This window comes from Agrobacterium sp. LY4 (assembly GCF_001526585.1).
GTDB classification, from domain to species: Bacteria; Pseudomonadota; Alphaproteobacteria; order Rhizobiales; family Rhizobiaceae; genus Agrobacterium; species Agrobacterium leguminum.
In genome coordinates this window covers 298,053-319,894 of the sequence record NZ_ASYA01000043.1, presented here as the reverse complement: position 1 = coordinate 319,894, position 21,842 = coordinate 298,053, and the positions used below count along the sequence as shown (strand labels likewise).

Genomic DNA, 21,842 nt, shown 5'->3' with positions numbered 1-21,842 from the left:
GTGCAGGTGTTCAAAACCCATGTTTCCGATCAAGGATCGATAAAAGCTGAAATGGTGGAAAACCCGCTTGCCGGGAATCTATGCTTTGCTGTGCAGCGGACAAACCGCATCATTTCCCGCCAGATCAACGATGCATTGCGTTCGATAGGACTAACCGCGGAGCAGATATTTCTTCTTTCAGCGATTGGTGAGGCAGGTTCCCCTAGAATATCGGAGGTTTCGCTACTTCTTGGCCTCGACCACTCAACCGTCGTTTCAAATATTAAACCCCTTGTGAGGAAGAACTGGGTGACGATGTCCGTGGATATCTATGATCGCAGGGCACGAAGACTTCTGCTCACCGACAACGGGAGCGCGCGGCTTGGAATGGCATTTGAGCGTCTTCAGGAACTTGGAGACGCGCTGATGAAAAAGGTTGGCGGGACGCAGAATACTCTTAGCCTGTGCCGGACGCTTAGCGAGTTATCAACAGCGTGCGCTTGACGTAGGCCGCGCGGCCGACTGCAAGGATACAGCCATCACCCCTTGTTTTCGGAGCTTTCTTCCCACACTACCTCTTCGCGGGGCTGTGCCTTTAATCCAGCCACTTCCGTCTCCAGCCGATCCAGCCGTTTTTCCAGCGCGATGAGGTAGTCTCCCTGCGGATCGTCGATACCCAGGACGGCATCTTCCCACGATCGCCATTTTTCTCGAAAACGCTTCAACATTTCAAATCTCCATGGCCATCAATTTTACAAATCGGCGCTTGCAGGCCCCACAGTATGAGCGAGCATCACGCCATTCGCTCCGAAAGGTGGATCACCTCTGCCGGTTGTCTCAATCCGGTGGCGACAACAGAGACTCTCAGCCGCCCCTCAAGCGCGTCATTGAATGTCGCGCCGACGACGATATTGGCGTCGTCATCGACTTCCTCGCGAACACGTGTTGCAGCTTCGTCGACATCAAAAAGGGTCATGTCCGGTCCGCCGGAGATCGAGACGAGAAGGCCTTTCGCTCCCCTGACGGACGCTTCATCGAACAGCGGATTGGCAATCGCTGCCTCGGCGGCATGTCGGGCGCGGGCGTCTCCCGTTGCCTCGCCCGTGCCCATGACCGCTCGGCCCATGTCACGCATGACTGACCTTACATCGGCGAAGTCGAGATTGATCAATCCTTCCTTGACGATCAGATCTATGACGGAACTGACCCCGGCATGCAGCACATGATCTGCCATTTCGAATGCATCCGCGAAGGTCGTCTTCGCATCGGCAACCCGGAACAGGTTCTGATTGGGGATGACGATCACCGTGTCTGCGCATTCGCTAAGACGCTCGATCCCCTGCCGAGCTGTTCGCATTCGCTGGGTACCTTCGAATGTGAAGGGCATGGTGACGACGCCGACCGTCAGTATGCTTGCCTTGCGCGCAGCATGGGCGATAACGGGTGCGGCACCTGTTCCCGTTCCGCCCCCCATGCCCGCCGTCACGAAACACATATGGGTTCCGTGGAGGTGATCCATGATCTCGTCAATCGACTCTTCGGCTGCCGCCTGTCCAATATCGGCTAATGATCCGGCACCAAGTCCCTCCGTGACGGTCGGGCCAAGCTGGATAAGCCGTGGCGCTTTTGACATGGACAAAGCCTGGGCATCGGTGTTCGCAACGATAAACTCCGCGCCCTCGAGATCGTGCATGATCATGTTGTTGACAGCATTGCCGCCGCCACCGCCGACGCCGATGACGGCAATCCTTGGCTTGAGAAGTGTTATGCTGGGCGGTGAAACGACAGTCGTTGGTTGCATAGTGGGAGCGTCCTGGTGGAGACTTTGTTCAAAGGGGACCACGCGCGGGGGTTAATCAGCTAGTGGCGTACGACTGCCTCTCCTCGGCCAGCGTCGAAACACTGCGCTGGCATTGACGCCACCGAAGCCGAAGCCATTGGATATCGCATATTCAACATCGAGGGGTCGGGCATCGTTTGCGACAAAGTCGATGCCATTGGCCTCAAGGTCCGGTGAACTGAGATTCAAGGTCGGGGGAGCGATCTGGTGCTGGAGCGCCAGGATCGTAAAAATAGCCTCAAGGCCGCCGGCGGCCCCCAGCAGGTGCCCCGTCGCCGACTTCGTCCCGCTGACCGCGATCGACTTCCTTTGGCCGAAGAGGCTCTTGATCGCTCTGAGCTCTCCGAGATCTCCAACCGGGGTCGATGTCGCATGCGCGTTCAGATGGCCGATTTCGTGGGGCGCGATACCCGCCTGGGTGATGGCTATTTGCATTGCCCTGCGGGCGCCGCTTCCGTCCTCCGGGCCGGAGGTAATATGATGGGCGTCGGCCGTCGTTCCGTATCCAACGAGTTCTGCTATCGGCGTCGCACCACGAGCAAGGGCGTGGCTTAACGCTTCAATGACGAGGATGCCTGCGCCTTCACCCATAACGAAGCCGTCGCGGGCGGTGTCGAAAGGACGTGACGCTTTGGCCGGGGTCTCGTTAAAGCCTGTCGATAGTGATCTTGCCGCTGCGAAACCACCAAGGCTGACAATGTTCATACAGGCCTCAGTGCCACCACAAACCGCAATGTCGGCTTCATTGGACCTGATCAGTCGCGCTGCATCGCCAATCGCCTGAACGCCGGCAGCACATGCCGTCACCGGCGCTCCCAGCGGGCCTCTAAAGCCATGCCGGATAGAGACTTGTCCGGCAGCGAGATTCACGAGAAAGGATGGAATGGTGAAGGGCGAGAGGCGGCGGACGCCGCGTTGGTCGACGGTACGCACCGCCTCCGTTATCGCGGGAAAGCCACCAATGCCCGATGCGATGATTGTCGCCGTTCTCAGTTTTTCTTCTTCGGAAGCTGGCTTCCAGTTCGCCTGCGCGAGAGCCTCTTCCGCCGCTGCCAGCGCAAAGATGATGAAGCGGTCAACCTTACGTTGATCCTTCGAGGGCAGGGTCTTGTCCGGATCAAATCCTCCTTCAGGATCTTCTGCCAGTGACGGGACCACGCCTCCGATTTTTGAAGGCAAATCCCCGACGATGTCGTCACCCAGTCGCCGGATCCCGCTTTTGCCAGCAAGGAGCCGGGACCAGGAGATATCGACATTCGCACCAAGGGGGCTGACGGCTCCCATTCCCGTGACAACGACACGACGCATTTGCATTTCCACCTGTTTAGGATCAAAAATTTGGCATGCCTTCGGCGTCCGACCGAATGACTGGTCGTGAACTTTGGACATGCGGTTCGCGCTATTCTCTTCTGATACGCGTGCGGCGCTGAGCTTTGCCAGCTATCGGCGACGAATATCCAAAACTGCCTGTTAGTCGCTGCCATCGCGGCCAGCAATGCGCCGGACCTCGCTCGCTGCCGCATCGAGTACACTCGTCGACAGCAGTTCATCCTCGATGATCCGGGACAGCGTCACCGCACCGACCATCATGGACAATATTGCCATGGCCTTTTCGCTTCGAGCTCTATCGTCACCATCTCCGATGAGTTCTTCGAGCACCTGGAAATGCGCCCGGGTACCATCCTCAAACGGGCGCCGAACTTCGGCAGTTTGACGCGCAGCGTCGGAGCCGAGAGCAACAAGCGGGCATCCTTCTGCCTTCTCGCCGCTATGATCTTTGGAGAGGTAGAAGCTGATGATCGATTCCAGCGGATCTGACGTGTCTGCTGCGGCATCAGACCACCTCCTGGTGGCGCTCTCGAGAGCACGCCGTGATGCGAGCGCCGCAAGATCGTCCTTGGATGCGAACTGCTTGTAGAACCCACCCTGGGTGAGGCCCGCACCCTTCATCAGGTCTTTCAGGCCGATTCCGTCGAAACCATGCTCTCGAAACAACCGGCTGGCGACGTTGATCACCCTTTCCCGGTTTTCCTCTGCCTGCACGCGGCTCACTCTCATGTGGACCTCCAATTAGATTTCATTTGACATCTATATGTCTTTTAGAGTTAAGATGCAATCTAATATTTTTGGATAGGCCGTCAAGAAGGGACGATGAAATGAAACGGAAACTTGTTGTCACTGCAGCAGCAGTGCTGGCGCTGGCCGCAGGCGGAGCCGCAGCACTGCTGCTTCCGGCGCAGGCGCCTGAGGCAAAGGCTGCCGATCCCCGGACCCTGGCGCCACTGGTCAACCTCGCGACGGCCAGGCTTCCTGGCAATTCGAGCAGCAGCTTTACGGGAACCGTTGGTGCCCGGGTCCAGAGCAATCTCGGGTTTCGCGTGCCCGGTAAGATCGTTGAACGTTTTGTCGACGTCGGGGAGCAGGTAAGCGCTGGACAGCCATTGATGAGGCTTGACGAGACTGACCTTCGTCTTGCTCTGACCGCCAAGCGAAACGCTGTCATTGCAGCACAGGCGACATTTGTCCAAGCGAAAGCCGATGAGAAACGCTTTGCCATTCTGGTGAAGACCTCTGCTGCCTCGACGCAGCAATATGAACGATCGAAAGCCCTGCTGGATACGGCGACGGCACAGTTGGCCGCCGCTCAGGCTGAGGCGAATGTTGCCGAAAACGAGGCCCGATATACGGTTCTTGTTGCCGATGCAGATGGAACCATTGTCGAGACGCTCGGTGAACCGGGCCAGGTGGTAACCGCTGGGCAGCCGGTTGTCCGGCTCGCGAAGTCTGGTCCGCGCGAAGCCATTGTCTGGCTTCCCGAAACCATGCGTCCTGACATTGGAGTTCAGGCTTCCGCATCGGTTTATGGCAGAAACAATGCGGAAAAGGCCAAGCTGCGCCAGATCTCCGATTCTGCCGATCAGCAGACCCGCACCTATGAAACGCGCTGGGTGCTTGAAGGGGGGGCTGCAAATGCGCCCCTGGGGGCGACCGTCACCATCGAAATCGAGAACAGGGATGTGCAGAATCATGCCGAACTGCCGATAGGTGCTCTGTTGGATGACGGGGCGCGCACTGGCGTCTGGGTGATCGATCAGCAATCGTCCGTCGTGAAGTTTCGTGATGTGAAAGTAGAGCGGGTAAGCGAAGAGAAAGTGGTCGTCACTAACGTCAAGCCGGGAGAGGAGGTCGTTGCGCTTGGCGCACATCTTCTGAAGGATGGAGCGCAAGTTCGCACCAGTGTTGGGACAAGAGAGGCGGCAAACTGATGAACCTCAATCTGTCCGCCCTTGCGGTTCGCGAACGCGCCGTCACGCTGTTCTTTATCGTCCTTCTGTCTCTCGCCGGCGTCTATGCCTTCGTCAAGCTGGGACGCGCTGAAGACCCCTCCTTTACCATCAAGACATTGACTGTCACGACTGTCTGGCCGGGCGCAACCGCACGCGAGATGCAGGATCTCGTTGCCGAGCCGCTGGAGAAGCGCATTCAGGAATTGGCCTGGTACGACCGTGTCGAGACAACGACGCGCCCGGGCTTCGCCTATCTTACCGTCACGCTCAAGGACAATACGCCGCCAAGCGCCGTCGCCGAAGAATTTTATCAGGCGCGCAAGAAGCTCGGCGATGAAGCCAGAAACCTGCCGCAGGGTGTTCTGGGACCATTCGTGAACGATGAATATTCCGACGTCAGCTTCGGCCTTTACGCTCTCAAGGCGCAGGGCATGCCGATGCGCGATCTCGTCCGGGAAGCCGAAAAGATCAGGCAGGACATGCTTCATGTTCCCGGCGTAAAGAAAATCAATATTCTGGGTGAGCAGCCGGAACAGATATTCGTAGAGTTCTCCTATGAGAAGCTCGCCACGCTCGGCATATCTCCTCAGGACATTGCCGCAGCCCTTCAACGGCGCAATACCGTTACGCCCGCTGGCTCGATAGATACGCAGGGTCCGCAGGTCTTTATTCGTCTCGATGGTGCCTATGACAGTGTTCAGTCTATCGCTGATACGCCCATCGTCGCTTCCGGTCGTGCGTTGAAGCTTTCCGACATTGCTGAGGTACGCCGGGGTTATCAGGAGCCGGCAAGCTATGTCATCCGTCATGACGGCGAGCCTGCCATTATGCTCGGTGTGGTTATGCAACAGGGCTGGAATGGTCTGGAGCTTGGCAAGGCTCTCGAGGAGCGCTCCAGCCGGATCGCACAGTCGTTACCCCTTGGCATAACGCTGACGAAGGTCAGTGATCAGGCTGTCAACATTGACGCGGCGGTGGGTGAATTCATGGTGAAGTTCGCCATGGCCCTCGGCGTGGTGCTCTTTGTGAGCCTCATTGCGCTCGGCTGGCGGGTGGGCATCGTTGTGGCTCTGGCCGTTCCGCTGACGCTGGCTGTCGTCTTCATCATCATGCTCGAGACAGGGCGCTTCTTCGACCGCATCACGCTCGGTGCATTGATCCTGGCACTTGGCCTGCTTGTCGACGACGCAATCATCGCCATCGAGGTGATGGTCGTGAAGATGGAAGAGGGTATGGACCGCATCAAGGCGGCTGCCTATGCCTGGAGCCACACTGCGGCACCGATGCTGTCGGGGACGCTCGTGACCATTATCGGCCTTATGCCGGTCGGTTTTGCCGCCTCTGCAGCGGGTGAATATGCGGGCAATATCTTCTGGATCGTCGGTTTCGCACTGATTGTTTCCTGGTTCGTGGCGGTGATCTTTACGCCCTATCTCGGCGTAAAGCTGTTGCCCGATATCAAGCCGGTGGCAGGCGGCCATCATGCGATTTACGATACGCCGAATTACAGACGCCTGCGCGGTGCGATCGAATTCACCGTCAAGCATAAGTTCCTGACCTGCGCCATTGTCGGCGTTGTCATGGCTCTCTCCGTTGTCGGAATGGGCGCGGTGAAGCAGCAGTTCTTCCCGACATCGGACCGTCCTGAGGTTCTTGTCGAAGTCCGCATGCCAGAAGGCACGAGCATCGAAACGACGACAGCCACGGTCAAGAAGCTCGAGGCGTGGTTGAAGCAGCAGCCTGAAACGAAGATCGCGACCAGCTACATCGGCCAGGGTGCGCCCCGCTTCTTCTTCGCCATGGCGCCAGAACTACCCGATCCTGCCTTTGCGAAGATCGTTGTGCTGACATCTGACGCACATGAGCGTGAGGTGCTGAAACTTCGTCTGCGGGAAGCCGTTGCGCAAGGGCTGGCGCCCGAGGCATTCGTCCGTGTGACGCAACTCGTCTTTGGCCCCTACACTCCATTCCCCGTCGAGTTTCGGATCAAAGGACCGGACGCCGAAGAGCTGTACAAAATCTCCGAACAGGCACTTGCTCTCATGAGCTCGGTACCTGACGTCAGAAATGCTAACCGTGACTGGGGTAACCGCACACCCGTTGTCCGGTTCGTTCCTGATCAAGATCGCCTGAACCTCATCGGCATGTCGTCCGCCGAGGCTGCCCAGCAGATACAGCTCCTGCTAAGTGGTGTTCCCGTCACGCAAGTTCGTGAGAACATCCGAAACGTTCCTGTCGTGGCGAGAAGTGCCGGTGAAATCCGCCTCGATCCTGCAAGACTCGCCGACTTCTCGCTCGTGACAAGAGACGGCCGTGCGATCCCGCTCGATCAGATCGGCCACACGGAGGTGCGCTTCGAAGAGCCGATCCTCAAGCGTCGTGACAGAACGCCTGTGGTGACGGTCCGATCCGACATTAACGAGGCGACCCAACCGCCGGAGGTTTCGCAACAGGTGATGACCGCTCTTCAGCCACTCGTTGCATCTCTGCCTGCTGGCTACACAATCGAGATGGGCGGCAATATCGAGGAGTCCCTCAAGGCGAATACTGCCTTGGTGAAGGTGTTCCCACTGATGATCGCAGCGACCCTGATCGTCATCATCCTTCAGGTACGCAGTCTGTCGACGATGACGATGGTGATGCTGACAGCACCGCTCGGTCTTGCAGGCGTCGTGCCCACCCTGATCCTGTTCAACCAGCCTTTCGGGTTTAACGCGATCCTGGGTCTTATCGGCCTGGCGGGCATCCTCATGCGCAACACGTTGATCCTCACCGAGCAGATCAAGGAGAACAAGGCCGCGGGTCTGGACGACTATCATGCCGTGATTGAGGCTACGGTGCAGCGAACAAGGCCCGTCATCCTGACGGCGCTTGCCGCGGTCCTCGCCTTCATTCCTCTGACGCATTCGGTTTTCTGGGGTTCGATGGCCTACACACTTATTGGCGGAACCGCGGTGGGCACGCTCATCATCCTGCTCTTCCTGCCGGCACTCTATGTTGCATGGTTCCGCATCAAGCCACCCAAGACAGACATGGATTCGACGGAGCACGGAAACGCGGAAACAGCTCAGCATTCGCTTGCTGCGGAATAGCCAACTCGTCCCTCCGCAGCAGATGATGCTGCGGAGGGATCATACTGCTTGGCGAGCGGTGGCGTGTGTTTTGCGTGTCTACTGGACCCTTCCGGAAGCCATGCCTTCGTCCCGCTTCAATCCTGCCAATGAGGAGGCCTTGACATGAACCCTGTCGTATCCATTTTCAAACATCCTCCGGACGGGGGTAGAGGATATCACCGGGATATGCGCGTCAGGTGGGCTCTCGAGGAAGTCGGCCAGCCTTACACTCTACGGCACCTGACTTTTTCCGAGATGCGCCGCCCCGAATATCTGGAAATGCAGCCATTCGGCCAGATGCCGATCTACCAGGAGGGCGATCTCATTCTTTTCGAATCCGGTGCGATCGTGCTTCACATAGCACAGCGTTTCGCCGGCCTCCTTCCCGATGAAGCGAATGCGCGCTCGCGTTCCATCATGTGGATGTTTGCAGCGGTCAATACGATCGAACCCTGTATCGCCTCTGGCAGCGTGGGTCATCTCAGTCAGCGGCTCCAGCAACTGAGCTATGCGCTTGGAGGGAAAGAGTGGCTTGAGGGGGCTCAATTCGGCGCCGGTGATCTTATGATGGTGAGCGTACTGCGGCCGCTCAAGCACTCGGATATCCTGCTGGATAGCCCAGGCTTGCAGGATTACGTCGAAAGAGGCGAGCAACGATCCGCATTCCAGCGCGCGCTCGGCAATCCACCAGCGGACAGGCGAACGGCGTGACTTGACGGCATAAGCATCCGTCACACCTGTCACTCCTCAGGCAAGAACCGCCGCATTAACTCAACCGATGTTTCCCGCGTCGAGGCGACTAACCCACGTGTCGTGGGGACTGACCATCCGCCTCCTCAATTTCTGCAAATGCGTTTTATTTCGCTTGCAATCTAACGGATTTATAGATTACAAACGAAATCTAAATTGATTTCTAATCCAACGCTAATTTTGGAGAGCGTAGATGTCCACAGACAAGATTGTTGTGGTGACCGGAGCATCCTCCGGTATAGGGCAGGCGACCGTGAGGTTGCTGTCACAGAATGGGTTCAAGGTATTTGCAGGATCGCGCAATCCGGACAAAAGTGGACCGGTACCTGGTGTCGAGTACGGACGTCTCGATGTGGACAATGACGAGTCGGTGAGGCAATTCGTCGATTGGGTTCTGTCCCGTTCAGGCCGGATTGATGTCGTGGTGAACAATGCAGGCGTCTCTCTTGTCGGGCCGGTCGAAAGCACGTCGGACGATGAGGCGAAGGCCCTTTTTGAAACCAATCTCTTTGGCCCACTGCGCATGATACGAGCGGTATTGCCCGCGATGCGGCAGCAAAAGTCCGGTCTGATCGTCAATGTCAGCTCGGTCCTCGGCTTCCTCCCCGCACCTTATATGGGCCTTTATGCCAGCAGCAAGCATGCCTTGGAGGGACTATCTGAAACGCTTGACCATGAAGTTCGGCAATTCAATATTCGCTCTGTCCTGGTCGAGCCAACGTTCACGAGGACAAGTCTCGATGTCAATGCGAAGCAGACGGAGACGCGCATTGACGACTACGCTCATCAATTAGCCAAATCCAATCAGGCCGTTCTTTCCGCCATTAAGACAGCAAGCAGTCCTCAGACTGTCGCTGCCGAAATCATGGCAGCAATCACAGGCCCTCACAAAATGCGCAGGCCGGTTGGAAAACAGGCTACGCTTCTCAGTCGCCTGAAGCGGTTTGTTCCAGCCAAGGCATTGGATAGCGGCATCAGGAAGACGTTTGGGCTCTCCAGGCTGTAAGCATTCGCGGAGCTTGCGCGCCACAAACAGAAAGTAGTGCGTACGGTATTCGGAAACTTCACGGCTTGTCTCGGACACATTTGCTTACCTTTAGCTCCGAGGGCGGAGAGTCGATGACTGTGCGCCTGAAGGGCAAGACACCGATCGGACCCTGAAACGTCGAGGCGATCGGCCCAAAGGGCCCGGTTTACCGCTTTGGCGTCGATGGTCACGCGCTTGCATAAAAAAAGTCTCCCATGCATCCCGCGGATTGCAACGCGGACGGATCATCGCCGGCGCCAGCAATGAATGTTGCACTAGATGTTTGTCGCTGAATAAAACTCAAAGGGAAGAATGTGCTGAGAAAGAGTAGTTGGTCTATCAGCGTCAAGCGCTTCTGCCATGGCTCGGACCAGAGTCTCCGCAAGTAACCTTGCAGGATGGGATAGGACCACCTTGATCAACCCCTCCGCAAGACCTGCCCTCGTCTCGTTCGTCAACTCGTGAGCAATGACGACAAGGCGTTTTGCCACAGGCCCGCCGTTCTCGCGAAGGGCTTGCATCACGCCGGTGATGCCGCCGCCGGCGACATAAAGTCCGACCAAATCCTGTTCGGTTTGGAGAAGACGGCAAGTGGCTTCATATGCGATCTCGGGTTCCTCAAGAGTGGCGACCGTTTCCAGCATTTGAAAGCCGGGCGCGCTTTCTCGAAAATACGACCGGAATCCCATTTCGTTGAGCTCCTGGGCCAGATACCGATGGCTGCCAACGAAGACAGCGACCTTGCCGCCGTTGGCATTGAGTCCCGCTATGAACCAAGCGGCGGTCCGGCCCTTCTTGACGCAGTCGTTGCCGACATAGGCCGCGCGCGCGGCAGTTGAGAGGTCAGAGATCATCGTCACGACGGGAATGCCTTCGGCGGCAAGACCGTCTACGGCGTGGTTCACCTGCGGATGATCTGACGTAATTATCCCAATCACGTCTGCCTCCCGGCTGAGGGAGTAAATTGCCTCTGCAGCTTTGTCTGGTGCGAGATCGTTAATAAACCTCACGATCGGTCGCCCATGCGCATCCGGAAAAGCTTCTACGGCCGCCGTCAGCAGCTCCCCCCACATCTGGTAAAGCTTTCGATGCGACTGCTTGAGAAGGAAACCGAACTTGATAACTGGCTTGTCGTGTTCCAACCGCCGCTCAATCGCCGTGACTCCGTGATAGCCTATCTCCCGGGCGGCATTGAGAACCCGTTCGGCGGTCTGCGAGCGGACTGGGTCGCGGCCATTCAAAACGCGATCGACCGTTGAAATACTCACGCGGGCAGCTTTCGCAAGATCTGGGATAGTCGGTCGGGACATCGAAGCCTCTCATAAAATGAAATTAATTATGAGAGTATTTGAGAGTAAAATCCATCCCTAAGTTGACAACTAGGCCAGTTTTAGTGATTTGTTCCTCATGAAATACGGCCGTTAAGGCAGAGAGGACTTGGGAGAGTCCTTTCATTTGGAGGAAAACCTTTCATGTCCGCAACCTTGAAGGTGGCGCCGCTATCGGGCGGCGACGGCGCTCGCGCGCCTATAAATGACGAAAACGACTTTGTCCTTGAGATGCGGTCGATCACCAAGGCCTTCCCCGGTGTGCTCGCGCTTGACGAGATGAACCTTCAAGTCCGTGCCGGCACCGTGCACGTGCTCGTTGGCGAGAACGGCGCGGGCAAATCGACCCTTATGAAGATTCTGAGCGGTATGTACGCGATCGATGGCGGCGAGATCTATTTTCGGGGTGAAAAGCTCGATCATCAGAATGCCGCAGCGGCACTCGATCGCGGTATTTCCATGATTCATCAGGAGCTCAGCCCGGTGCTCGATATGACGATCGCCGAAAACATCTTTCTCGGTCGCGAACCTGTCCGCGCCGAAACCGGGCTCCTTTCCAAGTTCGTCGACTTCGACAGGATGAACAACGAAACAAAGGTCCTGCTCGCCCGTGTAGGCCTGCGTTACAGCCCCGAAACGAAAATGCGCGAACTGTCGATCGCGACCATGCAGCTCGTCGAGATCGTCAAGGCAATCTCGCGCGAAGCCTCTCTCGTCATCATGGACGAGCCGACATCAGCAATCAGCGACACCGAAGTCGCGATGCTCTTCCGGCAGATCGCCGAGCTGAAAGCCGCTGGTGTTGCCATCATCTATATCACGCACAAGATGGATGAGATCTTCCAGATAGCCGACGACATTACCGTCATGCGCGATGGTCAATATATCGCTGCGGGACCGGCTAGCGAATACAATACAGGCACGCTTATCTCTCAGATGGTCGGGCGGACGATTTCCGAGGTATTTCCCAAAGAAGAAGTGACGATCGGCGAGGTCGTCCTGTCGGTCGAAAACCTGACTCGCCACGGCGTCTTCGAAAACGTGAGCTTCAATGTTCGTGCTGGCGAGATTGTCGGCTTATCGGGTCTCATAGGTGCCGGCCGAACCGAGGTCGCGCGCGTGATTTTTGGACTTGATGGCGCCGACGCCGGAGTGGTCCGACTGAACGGCGCTGCTTTGAAGCTTGGCTCGCCGAGGGACGCGATCGCCAGCGGCATTGCCATGGTGTCGGAGGATCGCAAGTCGGAGGGCCTGGTTCTGTGCCGGTCTGTGGGCGAAAATATCTCTCTGGCAAACCTCAAGAAGTTCACCTCGCGGCTGTTCATCAGCGAACGGCAGGAGGAAAGCGCTGCGCAGCGCATGATCAAGATGCTGCAGATCAAGACGCCCAACACAGCGATGACTGTGGAGAACTTGAGCGGCGGCAACCAGCAAAAGATCGTTCTTGCGAAATGGCTGCTGGGCGATCTGAAGCTTCTCATTCTCGATGAGCCTACGCGCGGGATCGACGTGGGATCCAAATCGGAAATTCACAGGCTCATGACCGAATTCGCCCGCCAAGGGCTGGCGATCATCATGATCTCATCCGAGCTGCCTGAAATTCTTGGGATGAGCGACCGCGTGGTGGTGATGAGCGGAGGCCGGCTGACCGGTGAACTTACAAGGAGCGAGGCGACGCAGGAAAGCATCATGCGCCTCGCCACGGGAGGACATTGATGAGTATAGATCCAGTAGCAGGAGCAGAAAAGCGGGAGGGACGGGTGTTGCGGGGTGTGCGGGAGATGAGCTTCTCCCAGATCTACCGCAAGTACGGCACCGTCCTGATCTTCGTCGGCATCTGCATCCTGGCCTCGATGTTGAGTCCGACGTTTTTGACGGAAGCAAATCTCACTAACGTCCTGAGACAGGTGGTCGTTGTCAGTCTTTTGGCGTGTGGCATCACCTTCGTCATCATCCTGGGGCATATCGACGTTTCCCTCGGCTCGGTTCTTGCTCTTTGCGGGGTAATCGCGGCAAGTGTGATGTCGATGACCGGCAGCATCGTACTTGCGGTGGCAGCCGGTCTTGTCGTGGGTGTCATAACCGGCACGATCAACGGCTTCGTAATCACGTTCTTCCGAATCCCCTCGTTCATTATGACGCTTGCCATGACGACGGTCGCACGCGGAACCGTTCTGCTCTATACGGGCGGGTCGCCCGTAACTGGCCTCGGTGATTTCAAGGTCATAGGACAGGGTACATTAGGCCCAGTCCCCATCTCCGTGCTCATTCTGGCGGTAGTGGTCGTCCTGTCGTGGCTTCTGCTCAACAAAACCAAGTTTGGTCGATACGTCTATGCCGTCGGCGGGAATCAGCGCGCCGCACTTGCCTCCGGAATCAACCCCGACAGCATCGTCATCAAGGCGTTCATTTTCAATGGCGTCCTCTGTGCCGTTGCCGGCATCGTTCTGATGTCGCGCATCAATTCTGGCCAGCCCGCAGGCGGCGTTGGCTACGAGTTTGACGCGATCACGGCCGTGGTTGTCGGTGGCACCAGTCTGATGGGGGGGACCGGAACCATCACCGGTACGATCATTGGCTCCATGATCATCGGCGTTATTAACAACATCCTCAATCTCATGAATGTCAGCTCCTACTGGCAGCAGATCATCAAGGGCCTGATCATTGCGATCGCGGTGATCCTTGATGTTTGGACGAAATCAGCCCGCGGCAAGAAGAAGGCATAAACCCGTTCCAGGGACCTCCGGTCCCGGAAATAACTCTGTGTCGGCGGGATTTCCGCCCCTGCACCAACACACACCCATTGGGAGGAAACCATGAAAGTTATCGCAAAATTTGCTTTCGCCTGCGCAGTCTCTCTGGCCGCGCTTTCCGCAACCGCCGCAACCGCCGCAACCGCCGCAACAGCAGCCGACAAGTTCGTCGTTGGTTATGCCAACATGGCCGACACCGACGTGTTCGTCATGGCACGTAAGAACGCTTTCATCGAGGCTGCCAAATCTGACCCGGCAGTGATGGTCAATTTCTCTGACGCGAATAACGATGTCAGCAAGCAGCTCGACCAGATCGATAATTTCATCGCGCAGAAGGTCAATGCCATCGTTGTCGTGCCGGTCGACTATCAGGGCATTGTGCCTGGAGTTGAAAAGGCCAATGAGGCGGGCATTCCCGTGATCGCTCTCGGGATCCAGTCTGCTGGCGGCAAATATACATTTGTGGGCTCAAAGAACATCGATGCTGGCCGTCTTCAGGGCGAATACATGAAGGCGAATCTGCCGAAAGATGCGAAGATTCTTTATCTCGAAGGCACGCCGGGTCTCTCCCACACGCAGGAGCGGAAGAAGGGGTTTGAGGATGCGCTCGGCCGATCGGATGTTACGACGCTCGCGAGCCTCTCGGGCAACTATGATCGCGCCGAGGGCATGAAGGTCACGGAAGACTGGATTCAGAGCTTCCCGAACTTCGATGCCATCGTTGCTGCCAACGATCAGATGGCGCTTGGTGCTCTCGAAGCACTCCAGGGAGCCAATCGCCTTAAGGGCGTACTGATCTCGGGCGTCGACGGCACGGCCGACGCGCGCAACGCCATCAAGGCCGGCACGATGTCCCAGACGATCTTCCAGGACGCAGCAGGGCAGGCCAAGGCTGCCTTTGAGGTTGTTGAGGGTCTGAAGAAGGGCGAACAGGCGCCGGCGGAAAAGCTGGTTCCGTTTGCCTCGATCACAAAGGAAAACGTCGATCAGTACGCAAAGAAATAACCCTCCCAAGGGAAGCGTGTCGGGAAACGAGGCCCGGCACGCAACGACACAGGCCGGTGCTCTGCTGGCGCAGGCCATCCCTTTCATCAGTTACAGGAAGATCATAGAAAATGGGTACCAGGATCGCAATCATCGGGGCGGGACTGATGGGGGCAGACCATGCAAAGATCGTGGCGGAAGATCTGCCGGGCGCAACGCTCCAGGTCGTGTGCGACATGGACGCTGATCGGGCGAGGAAAGTCGCTGACCGCTACGGCGCTCAGGATGTGGACGTAAACCCGGATCGTATCGCGGCACGACCGGACGTCGATGCGATCATCATCGCGAGCCCGGACTTTACCCACGCGACCCTTTCGTTGTCCTGCATCAAGGCGGGCAAGCGGGTCCTTTGTGAGAAACCTCTTTCACAATCGTCATCGGAGTGCCTCGATATCCTCAAGGCGGAGGAGCAGGCTGGCGAACGTTTCATCATGCTTGGCTTCATGCGCCGCTTCGATCAGTCGTATGTCGAGATGAAGCGAGCCGTGCAGGATGGCGCGATCGGCCGAGCCCTCATTATGCACAACTTCCACCGCAACGTGGCGACCCCGGCTGCCGACTTTACCGGTGCGATGGCTATTACCAATTCGGCACCCCATGAATTCGACGTGGTGCGCCATGTCCTTGGCACCGAATACATTTCGATTTCTGCGTTCCAGCCGAAGCGCTCCGACTCCCTCGTCGCGCCCGTTCATATGGTGCTTGAGACGGCGGATGGCCAGCTTGTCAACATCGAGATCAACAACAACGCAGCCTATGGCTACGATGTTCGTGCCGAACTGGTGGGCGAAAAGGCGACCATAGCGATGAACCCGGTGAACTACACGCGGGTGGACCGCGATCTGGGACAGAGCACGAGTTACGAGGCCGACTGGCGTGGCCGCTACCATGAGGCCTACCGGCGTCAGAACAGGGCATTCCTGCGCTTCGCGGAGAGCGGCTTGTTCCCAGAGACGGCGTCCAGCAGCTGGGACGGGTACTGCGCCGCAGTCGTCGCCGAGGCGGGAGTGCAAGCGCTGAACAAGGGACACAAGATGCCCGTGGAGATGATCATGAAACCGGAGTTCTACGCATGAAGCTGGGTTTTGTTTCAGACAGTTTGGGTGGTCTGCCGTTCGACGAGATGCTCGACCATGCCCGCCGGCTCGGGGTTTCCGGAGTGGAAGTCAACACCTGCGGCTGGTCCACCGCTCCGCACTTTGACCTGCCGAGGATATTGAAGGACGGCAACGTGCGGAAGGACTTCCTCGCGTCCTTCACCGACCGTGGACTGGAGGTCATCAGCCTCAACGCCAACGGAAACCCGTTGCATCCGACTGACCCCGCGCAAGGGCAGGGCCTTGAGGATACGATCCGAGCGGCCGGCGAGCTCGGGATTAGTACTGTCTGCTCCATGTCGGGCCTCCCCGCCGGAAACGCAACGGACACCATGCCGAACTGGGTGGTTTCCTCCTGGCCTCCCGAAACGCAGGCCATACTCCGGTATCAATGGGAGGAGAAACTTATCCCGTACTGGACGAGGATCGCTGCGCTGGCAAAGGAACACGGGGTCGAACGCATCGCGCTGGAACTTCATGGCAACCAGTGTGTCTACAACGTTCCGTCCCTGCTCAGACTGCGGGAGGCGGTGGGCCCGGTCATCGGTGCAAACCTGGACCCCTCCCATCTTTTCTGGATGGGCGCCGATCCTCTTGTGGCGGCGGAAGCGCTAGGCGAGGCCGTCTATCACGTCCATGCCAAGGACACATTCCTGAACTCCCCGAAACAGGCCGTAGGCAGCCTCCTAGAGAACGGGAGCCTGATGGACATTCCCGCCAGGAGCTGGTCCTATATCACTCTCGGTTTCGGCCACGGCGAGGAATGGTGGCGGCAGTTCTGCTACCGGCTGAAGATGGCGGGCTACGACGACGGCTGGTTGTCGATCGAGCATGAGGACGTGCTTCTGAACAGCCTCGAGGGTCTGGAGAAGTCTGTGGCGCTGCTCCAAGCCGTCATGCCAGTCGCCAAGAGCGACTTCAAACCGCAGGCGATCTAGTAGCCGCCAATCGGGCCCCTGCTCAAGATCAATTCGCTGCCGGCGGCACGCTTCCGTCAGAAGGTCGTCTGCGCCTAGGCGGGCGCGGTTCAACACGTATCAGAGACGCGAACATGCAGAAAGCGCTCGACGTCATCACCATCGGCCGTGCTGGAGTAGACCTTTACGGCGCTCAGGTCGGCGGCCGGCTGGGGCTAAGGAGCGGGCTGATCACCCGCGGGGGGACGAGCACAGCCGAAAGCACATCATGCCGGAAAGCAACGGCGAATATTCGATCAATGGCAGCCGTAGATCAGAGTGGCCACAAGCCATCCAGGACTTTGTCCGCGATTGCGAGCTTGGTGAAGCCGGGCCGCTTGGAAGACGATACAACATGCGTTGGGTCGGCTCCATGGTCGGTTCACCGAATTCTACTCCGTGGCGGTTTGCTTATGTACCCAAGCACCTCGGATGCGAAGCCAGGGAAACTTCGGCTGCTCTACGAAGCCAACCCCATGAGCATGATCCTAGAGGCCGCTGGAGGATTAGCGTTCGATGGAGGTAAGCGCATCCTGGCCATCGATCCGACCGGGATTCACCAGCGGGTCGGCGTGATCATGGATTCGCGCACGGAGGTCTCTGAAGTACGCGGCTATCTCGCCGACCAGACGTAGTGGCATCGTGCGAGTTACGGAAACCGGCAGACAATCGAGAACGCGGCTCTCCAGTTCCTGGCGGGTGATCGTCTTGCTGTTGCCGCAGTAGGAGCCACCAAGCTCGTCAATCGGGAGGCGCTTCTTGCGGTTGGTGCAGCTATAGCGATCCTTGTCGCTGATGGCGTAGGGGCCGCCACATTCCGCGCATTCAAGCAGGCGACTGAGCAGGTATCCTGGGCGGTGCGTTGCGTTCAGCCGGTTACTCTGCCCGAAATCGCAAAGCTCACCGATCTCCTTTGACACTCCTTCACCCGCTGCCATAGGTCGTCGGAGACGATGCGCATCTCGGGCACATCAATCAGCACCCATTCGCTTGCATCGTTGACGCGCGTGGTGCGGCGTTCGGTCTCCGGGTTCTTGCGGTAGTTACGCTTGTTCCAGACCATGCGGCCGATGTAGCTCTCGTTGTTGAGAATTCCGGTGCCACGGCTGACGTGGCCGCGGATGGCGATGTCACGCCACTTACGGCCGCGCGAACCCGGACGCCCTCCTTGTTCAAAAGCTGGGCGATGTCGCGTGAAAACCAACACCTTATTTTCCAGCGGTGAAGATGCCGCGGGCAACTTCGTTTCCCTAAACGGTAATCTTCAGGGTGGATAGTGGTACGGCTTGGCAGGTCAGGCAATGCCCGTCCTCAAGTTCGGTTTCCACCAGATGGACGATATGTCCTTCAACCACGCGCACGACACAGCTTTCACATTGGCCAACACGGCAGCCACTGGGCAGTGCCACGCCAGCGGCCAATGCGGCATCGAGAAGGGAACCCTGCGATGCATCCCAACGGAAGCTCTGGCCGCTGCCGGCGACGGTCACTGTCTGTGCTTCCAGTTTTTGCGGTACGGATGCGGCTGCGGAAAAGGACTCTGCGAAAATGTCGAAGCGCGGTATCCCCATTGCGATCAGCCGGGCGATCATCGTGCTGTTGAAGGACGGTGAGCCGCAGAGATAGGCGAGGGGACGTTGGGCGACAGCCACTTCGAGAGGTGATAGATTGAGGCGCCCGGTCTGCTGAAAGTTTGCGTTTCGGTGATCCACCTCGGTGGGCGCGGAATAGGCGGTGATCCAGTTAAGGGAGGGGATGTGCAACGCCAGTTCTGCGAGACGGCCGGCAAACGGATGTTCGTGGCCATTGCGGCACCCATGCATGAGCCATACCGGATGTATCGCTTCTCCCTTGAGCTTGGCGAGCCCTTCGAGATAACTGATGAAAGGCGTGATGCCGATGCCGTTGGCAAGCAGCAGAATGGGCCGGCTGCTTTTGAGTGGAATGGTGAAATTACCGCCCGGAGGCGCAAGCGTCACCTCATCACCGACCTTCAGCTGCTGGATTTCACGCGACAGGGAGACTGGCGGATTGCCGCGCGAGCTGTCCCAGCGGACGGCAACCGAAAGCATGGATGCAGAGATCGGCGACGCCGTCAGGGAATAGGCCCGGCTAACTGCCACTCCCGGTATTTCGAACAAGACATGTTGGCCGGCCAGGAAATCTGGCACATGACCGCCATCGCAGGGTGAAAGGGATAATGCCGAGGTATCGAGCCCTTCTCCGCGTATCTCGGCCACGCGAAAGCGCCTCTTGCCATTCCAGAGACCGTTATTGACGGACACAGCACGGGCAATGTCACAGGTGACTGCTCGCAGGGGGACCGAACCGCTGATCGGATCGCGCGCCTCGTCGCTCAGGATCGCATTGATATTGGCGGTTCCGTTACCCTCGGCAGGCTTGCCGTCGCGGCCGAGCGGCTCGCAAGCCTCCCACCAGCCGAATTCGGCGATCACGGTGCGCGGATCGAGCCGGTCGTTGATGTGGACGCGGAGCCGGGCGACACCCTGATGGGTGCGTACGTCCGCCCATTCACCTTCCGCCAACCCGCGCGCGCGGGCCAGCTCGCCACAGATTTCCACCGAAGGTTCCGGTGACTTCTTGCGTAACGAGGCGATATGACGGTGGGACGTGTGCACGAACCAGCCGCTTTTGGCCGTCGTCAGCACCAGCGGCAGTGCATTCATGCCACCCGGCGCATCCGCCGCCGCGATGAAATCGGCAAGCGGATCGTAACCATGATCGAGCAATTGTTGTGAATAAAGTTCCACCCGGCGTGTCGGGGTGTTGAAGCCGCTGATGTCACCATCGGCATTTTCTGCCGCAAACTTGTGGTAGGAGAAGGCCTGGGGAAAACGCATGCCATCCGGCAGATCACGAAGATTATCGACGGTGATGCCGAGCGGTTCAAGCTGCCAGTTCCAGCCGGCTTCCACGTTGCCGCCGAAGAATGCGTCCTCCATGCCCATCCGCCGGGCAAGGGCCATGACGATGTCGTAGTCGGCGCGGCTCTCTCCGGCCGGTTTCAGCATCTGGCGTCGCAGCTGAACGGTTTCCGCCGCTTCCTGAGTGATTTCGAAGCCTGGCCGTAATGCATCGCGTTCCCAGGGCATGTTGACCGGGAGAACGATGTCGGCGCATTCGGCCGTGGGGTTCATATACATGTCCGCATGGACATGAAATTCGAGCGCTCGCAGTGCCGCCAGATTGCGCGGCGTGTCGATCTGCGACACGGCAAAATTGGTACCGAAGCTCATCAGGGCGCGCACCTGATAGGGCTCCTTTTGCAAGACCGCGCGCGCGAAGTCGCGGCCATTGATCCAGCCATATGCCGGTGGGCCGAGCGGAAGATCGCGCAAGCCGAGCGCCTTGAACTTTTGGGTATCTGACAGGAGTGAATAGTCGCCCAACGAACGCCAGGGTGGTGCGACAGTCCAGATATTGCCGCCCTCGCTGTCACATGAGCCGATCAGGGCCATCAGGCTGCCGATTGCGCGCTCGGTCATGGTCGCATTGGTCTGCTGGCCTACCCCCGTCCAGCTGTAATAGGCAAGTTTTGGAGCGTTCTCGAGCAGGGCATAGAATGCCGCCTGCTCGGGCTCCGCCACGCCGGTTATGTCCCGCACACGTTCCGGCGTGAAGCTTGCCGCCCGCTGGTGCAGAAGGGCAAGCGCGCTTGCCGCCTGGCGCGGTTTTCCGTCGCTGTCTTCAAGGGCAAGCTCGGCCTGTAAGCCAATCCGTTCCGGGGAGGGCATGGCGCGCCGCGTATCCCAGGCTATGACTCGTCCGTCTTCGCCGGCAACCAGCCAGTCGGAGGGCTGGAAGTCGCCATCGATTTGAGACGGAGCCAGCTGGGCTGCGGTCAGGAAACGCCCGGTCGCTCTGTCGATGAGGAAAGCGGCATTCGTCCAATGGCGCACGAAGGCGTCGTTGAACCGGCCGGTTTCGAGAAGATGGCGGATGGCACCCATGGCCAATGCCGCGTCGGTGCCGGGCAGGATGCGCATCCACAGGTCGGATTGCTGCCCCGAGCCATCGGGTTTTGGGTCGATAACGACCACCTTGGCGCCGCGGGCCTTCGCATCAGCCACACGTCCGGCCTGCACCAGCCATGTGCGCGCCGGGTTGTGCCCCCACAGGACGATGACATCGGCCTTGTCGTATTCGGGAACACCGAGTCCCCGACCGAATGTCAGGGCATGGGCATAATCCTTGTGCCAGCCACAGACCTCAATCGCATAAAGCAGGTTCGGGCTGCCGAAAACGCGGATGAACCGTTCGACCCATTCGTAACTGTCAATGATCGGGGTACCGCTGGGTGTGGTGAGGGCAAAGGCGACGGCCTCCGCACCCGACTGGCCACGGATGCCCAGGAGTTTTTCTACGATCTCGTCAAGCGCCTCGTCCCAGCCGATTTCCTTCCATTCTGCAACAGGCTCCGTCCTGCCATTTGTCCGTCTCAACGGCACGGTCAGGCGGCGCGGACTATGCACCATTTCCGGTGCGGCGCGTCCCTTGGCGCAAAGTGCTCCACCGGTCGGGTGGTCGGGGCGGGGTTCCACACCGACCATCCGGCCATTTTCGACGAGCGTGTATGATCCACACCGCGAGCGGCATAGGGTACAGTAACCTGGATGTCGTTCCATTGTCGCTATCCGCAGCTCCGCC

At 58.4% G+C, this 21,842-nt stretch carries 18 protein-coding genes and 1 pseudogene; 11 read left to right on the top strand and 8 right to left on the bottom strand.

The genetic code is table 11. The annotated features are described in order from the left end of the window. The first annotated feature begins 6 nt into the window (after positions 1-6). Complete coding sequence (locus L904_RS23430) at positions 7-483, top strand: MarR family winged helix-turn-helix transcriptional regulator (RefSeq protein ID WP_137396244.1); 477 nt, start codon at positions 7-9, stop codon at positions 481-483. Positions 484-518: 35 nt separating this feature from the next. On the opposite strand, the gene L904_RS23425 is transcribed toward L904_RS23430, so the two are convergent. From L904_RS23425 to L904_RS23410, 4 genes are all read right to left on the bottom strand, one after another. After that, positions 519-707, bottom strand: coding sequence for a hypothetical protein (locus L904_RS23425; protein WP_020808437.1), 189 nt, complete (start codon positions 705-707; stop codon positions 519-521). A 65-nt stretch (positions 708-772) separates the two neighbouring features. Beyond that, entirely contained in the window at positions 773-1,780 is a 1,008-nt protein-coding gene (gene ftsZ / locus L904_RS23420) for a cell division protein FtsZ (protein ID WP_020808436.1), read from the bottom strand. 51 nt (positions 1,781-1,831) lie between these two features. Next, positions 1,832-3,127 (bottom strand): beta-ketoacyl-ACP synthase II, encoded by a 1,296-nt coding sequence (gene fabF / locus L904_RS23415; protein WP_080657418.1) that lies wholly within the window; start codon positions 3,125-3,127, stop codon positions 1,832-1,834. A 162-nt stretch (positions 3,128-3,289) separates the two neighbouring features. Next, a complete protein-coding gene (locus L904_RS23410; protein ID WP_020808434.1) occupies positions 3,290-3,877 on the bottom strand; it encodes a TetR/AcrR family transcriptional regulator in 588 nt (195 codons plus the stop codon). A 98-nt stretch (positions 3,878-3,975) separates the two neighbouring features. Here L904_RS23410 and L904_RS23405 point away from each other — a divergent pair, with 98 nt between their 5' ends. From L904_RS23405 to L904_RS23390, 4 genes are all read left to right on the top strand, one after another. Then, entirely contained in the window at positions 3,976-5,085 is a 1,110-nt protein-coding gene (locus L904_RS23405; protein ID WP_020808433.1) for an efflux RND transporter periplasmic adaptor subunit, read from the top strand. After that, positions 5,085-8,198 carry an efflux RND transporter permease subunit gene (locus tag L904_RS23400; RefSeq protein WP_020808432.1) on the top strand — a complete coding sequence of 1,038 codons (3,114 nt, stop codon included), beginning with the start codon at positions 5,085-5,087 and terminating at the stop codon, positions 8,196-8,198. Before L904_RS23405 ends, L904_RS23400 begins: the two co-directional genes overlap by 1 nt. Before the next feature lie 144 nt (positions 8,199-8,342). After that, a complete protein-coding gene (locus L904_RS23395) occupies positions 8,343-8,930 on the top strand; it encodes a glutathione S-transferase family protein (RefSeq protein WP_020808431.1) in 588 nt (195 codons plus the stop codon). Between the two features lie 232 nt (positions 8,931-9,162). Then, complete coding sequence (locus L904_RS23390) at positions 9,163-9,975, top strand: oxidoreductase (protein ID WP_020808430.1); 813 nt, start codon at positions 9,163-9,165, stop codon at positions 9,973-9,975. Positions 9,976-10,271: 296 nt separating this feature from the next. Here the strand turns inward: L904_RS23390 and L904_RS23385 are convergent, their stop codons facing one another. Next, complete coding sequence (locus L904_RS23385) at positions 10,272-11,306, bottom strand: LacI family DNA-binding transcriptional regulator (protein WP_020808429.1); 1,035 nt, start codon at positions 11,304-11,306, stop codon at positions 10,272-10,274. Positions 11,307-11,468: 162 nt separating this feature from the next. Here L904_RS23385 and L904_RS23380 point away from each other — a divergent pair, with 162 nt between their 5' ends. The 6 genes and pseudogenes from L904_RS23380 to L904_RS28640 form a co-directional block, all read left to right on the top strand. Continuing rightward, on the top strand, positions 11,469-13,040 hold the full coding sequence (locus L904_RS23380; RefSeq protein WP_020808428.1) for a sugar ABC transporter ATP-binding protein: 1,572 nt from the start codon (positions 11,469-11,471) through the stop codon (positions 13,038-13,040). Further along, complete coding sequence (locus tag L904_RS23375) at positions 13,040-14,050, top strand: ABC transporter permease (RefSeq protein WP_031233325.1); 1,011 nt, start codon at positions 13,040-13,042, stop codon at positions 14,048-14,050. Before L904_RS23380 ends, L904_RS23375 begins: the two co-directional genes overlap by 1 nt. Positions 14,051-14,263: 213 nt before the next feature. Further along, entirely contained in the window at positions 14,264-15,082 is an 819-nt protein-coding gene (locus L904_RS23370; protein WP_245267257.1) for a sugar ABC transporter substrate-binding protein, read from the top strand. A 110-nt stretch (positions 15,083-15,192) separates the two neighbouring features. Then, positions 15,193-16,197 (top strand): Gfo/Idh/MocA family oxidoreductase, encoded by a 1,005-nt coding sequence (locus L904_RS23365; protein ID WP_020808425.1) that lies wholly within the window; start codon positions 15,193-15,195, stop codon positions 16,195-16,197. Then, entirely contained in the window at positions 16,194-17,156 is a 963-nt protein-coding gene (locus L904_RS23360; protein ID WP_020808424.1) for a sugar phosphate isomerase/epimerase, read from the top strand. The genes L904_RS23365 and L904_RS23360 overlap by 4 nt, the downstream gene beginning before the upstream one ends. A 247-nt stretch (positions 17,157-17,403) precedes the next feature. After that, positions 17,404-17,731 (top strand): annotated as a pseudogene (locus tag L904_RS28640) (fructose-bisphosphatase class I); the annotation flags it as partial. Here L904_RS28640 and L904_RS28635 read toward each other — a convergent pair. From L904_RS28635 to L904_RS23345, 3 genes are read right to left on the bottom strand one after another with little or no spacing between them, the layout of a single operon-like run. Continuing rightward, on the bottom strand, positions 17,681-18,112 hold the full coding sequence (locus L904_RS28635) for a zinc ribbon domain-containing protein (protein WP_323131567.1): 432 nt from the start codon (positions 18,110-18,112) through the stop codon (positions 17,681-17,683). The pseudogene L904_RS28640 and the gene L904_RS28635 sit on opposite strands and share 51 nt — an antisense overlap. Next, positions 18,043-18,414 (bottom strand): recombinase family protein, encoded by a 372-nt coding sequence (locus L904_RS28450; protein WP_059762667.1) that lies wholly within the window; start codon positions 18,412-18,414, stop codon positions 18,043-18,045. The genes L904_RS28635 and L904_RS28450 overlap by 70 nt, the downstream gene beginning before the upstream one ends. Before the next feature lie 10 nt (positions 18,415-18,424). Continuing rightward, on the bottom strand, positions 18,425-21,820 hold the full coding sequence (locus tag L904_RS23345; RefSeq protein WP_031233320.1) for a molybdopterin-dependent oxidoreductase: 3,396 nt from the start codon (positions 21,818-21,820) through the stop codon (positions 18,425-18,427). Between the last annotated feature and the right edge of the window lie 22 nt (positions 21,821-21,842).

Coding starts and splice junctions, on each gene's coding strand:
- L904_RS23425 (WP_020808437.1), bottom strand. CDS start 707: ATGTTGAAGCGTTTTCGAGAAAAATGGCGATCGTGGGAAGATGCCGTC.
- L904_RS23385 (WP_020808429.1), bottom strand. CDS start 11,306: ATGTCCCGACCGACTATCCCAGATCTTGCGAAAGCTGCCCGCGTGAGT.
- L904_RS23370 (WP_245267257.1), top strand. CDS start 14,264: ATGGCCGACACCGACGTGTTCGTCATGGCACGTAAGAACGCTTTCATC.
- L904_RS23360 (WP_020808424.1), top strand. CDS start 16,194: ATGAAGCTGGGTTTTGTTTCAGACAGTTTGGGTGGTCTGCCGTTCGAC.
- L904_RS23405 (WP_020808433.1), top strand. CDS start 3,976: ATGAAACGGAAACTTGTTGTCACTGCAGCAGCAGTGCTGGCGCTGGCC.
- ftsZ (WP_020808436.1), bottom strand. CDS start 1,780: ATGCAACCAACGACTGTCGTTTCACCGCCCAGCATAACACTTCTCAAG.
- L904_RS23410 (WP_020808434.1), bottom strand. CDS start 3,877: ATGAGAGTGAGCCGCGTGCAGGCAGAGGAAAACCGGGAAAGGGTGATC.
- fabF (WP_080657418.1), bottom strand. CDS start 3,127: ATGCGTCGTGTCGTTGTCACGGGAATGGGAGCCGTCAGCCCCCTTGGT.
- L904_RS23345 (WP_031233320.1), bottom strand. CDS start 21,820: ATGGAACGACATCCAGGTTACTGTACCCTATGCCGCTCGCGGTGTGGA.
- L904_RS23390 (WP_020808430.1), top strand. CDS start 9,163: ATGTCCACAGACAAGATTGTTGTGGTGACCGGAGCATCCTCCGGTATA.
- L904_RS23365 (WP_020808425.1), top strand. CDS start 15,193: ATGGGTACCAGGATCGCAATCATCGGGGCGGGACTGATGGGGGCAGAC.
- L904_RS28635 (WP_323131567.1), bottom strand. CDS start 18,112: ATGGCAGCGGGTGAAGGAGTGTCAAAGGAGATCGGTGAGCTTTGCGAT.
- L904_RS23395 (WP_020808431.1), top strand. CDS start 8,343: ATGAACCCTGTCGTATCCATTTTCAAACATCCTCCGGACGGGGGTAGA.
- L904_RS23375 (WP_031233325.1), top strand. CDS start 13,040: ATGAGTATAGATCCAGTAGCAGGAGCAGAAAAGCGGGAGGGACGGGTG.
- L904_RS23380 (WP_020808428.1), top strand. CDS start 11,469: ATGTCCGCAACCTTGAAGGTGGCGCCGCTATCGGGCGGCGACGGCGCT.
- L904_RS23400 (WP_020808432.1), top strand. CDS start 5,085: ATGAACCTCAATCTGTCCGCCCTTGCGGTTCGCGAACGCGCCGTCACG.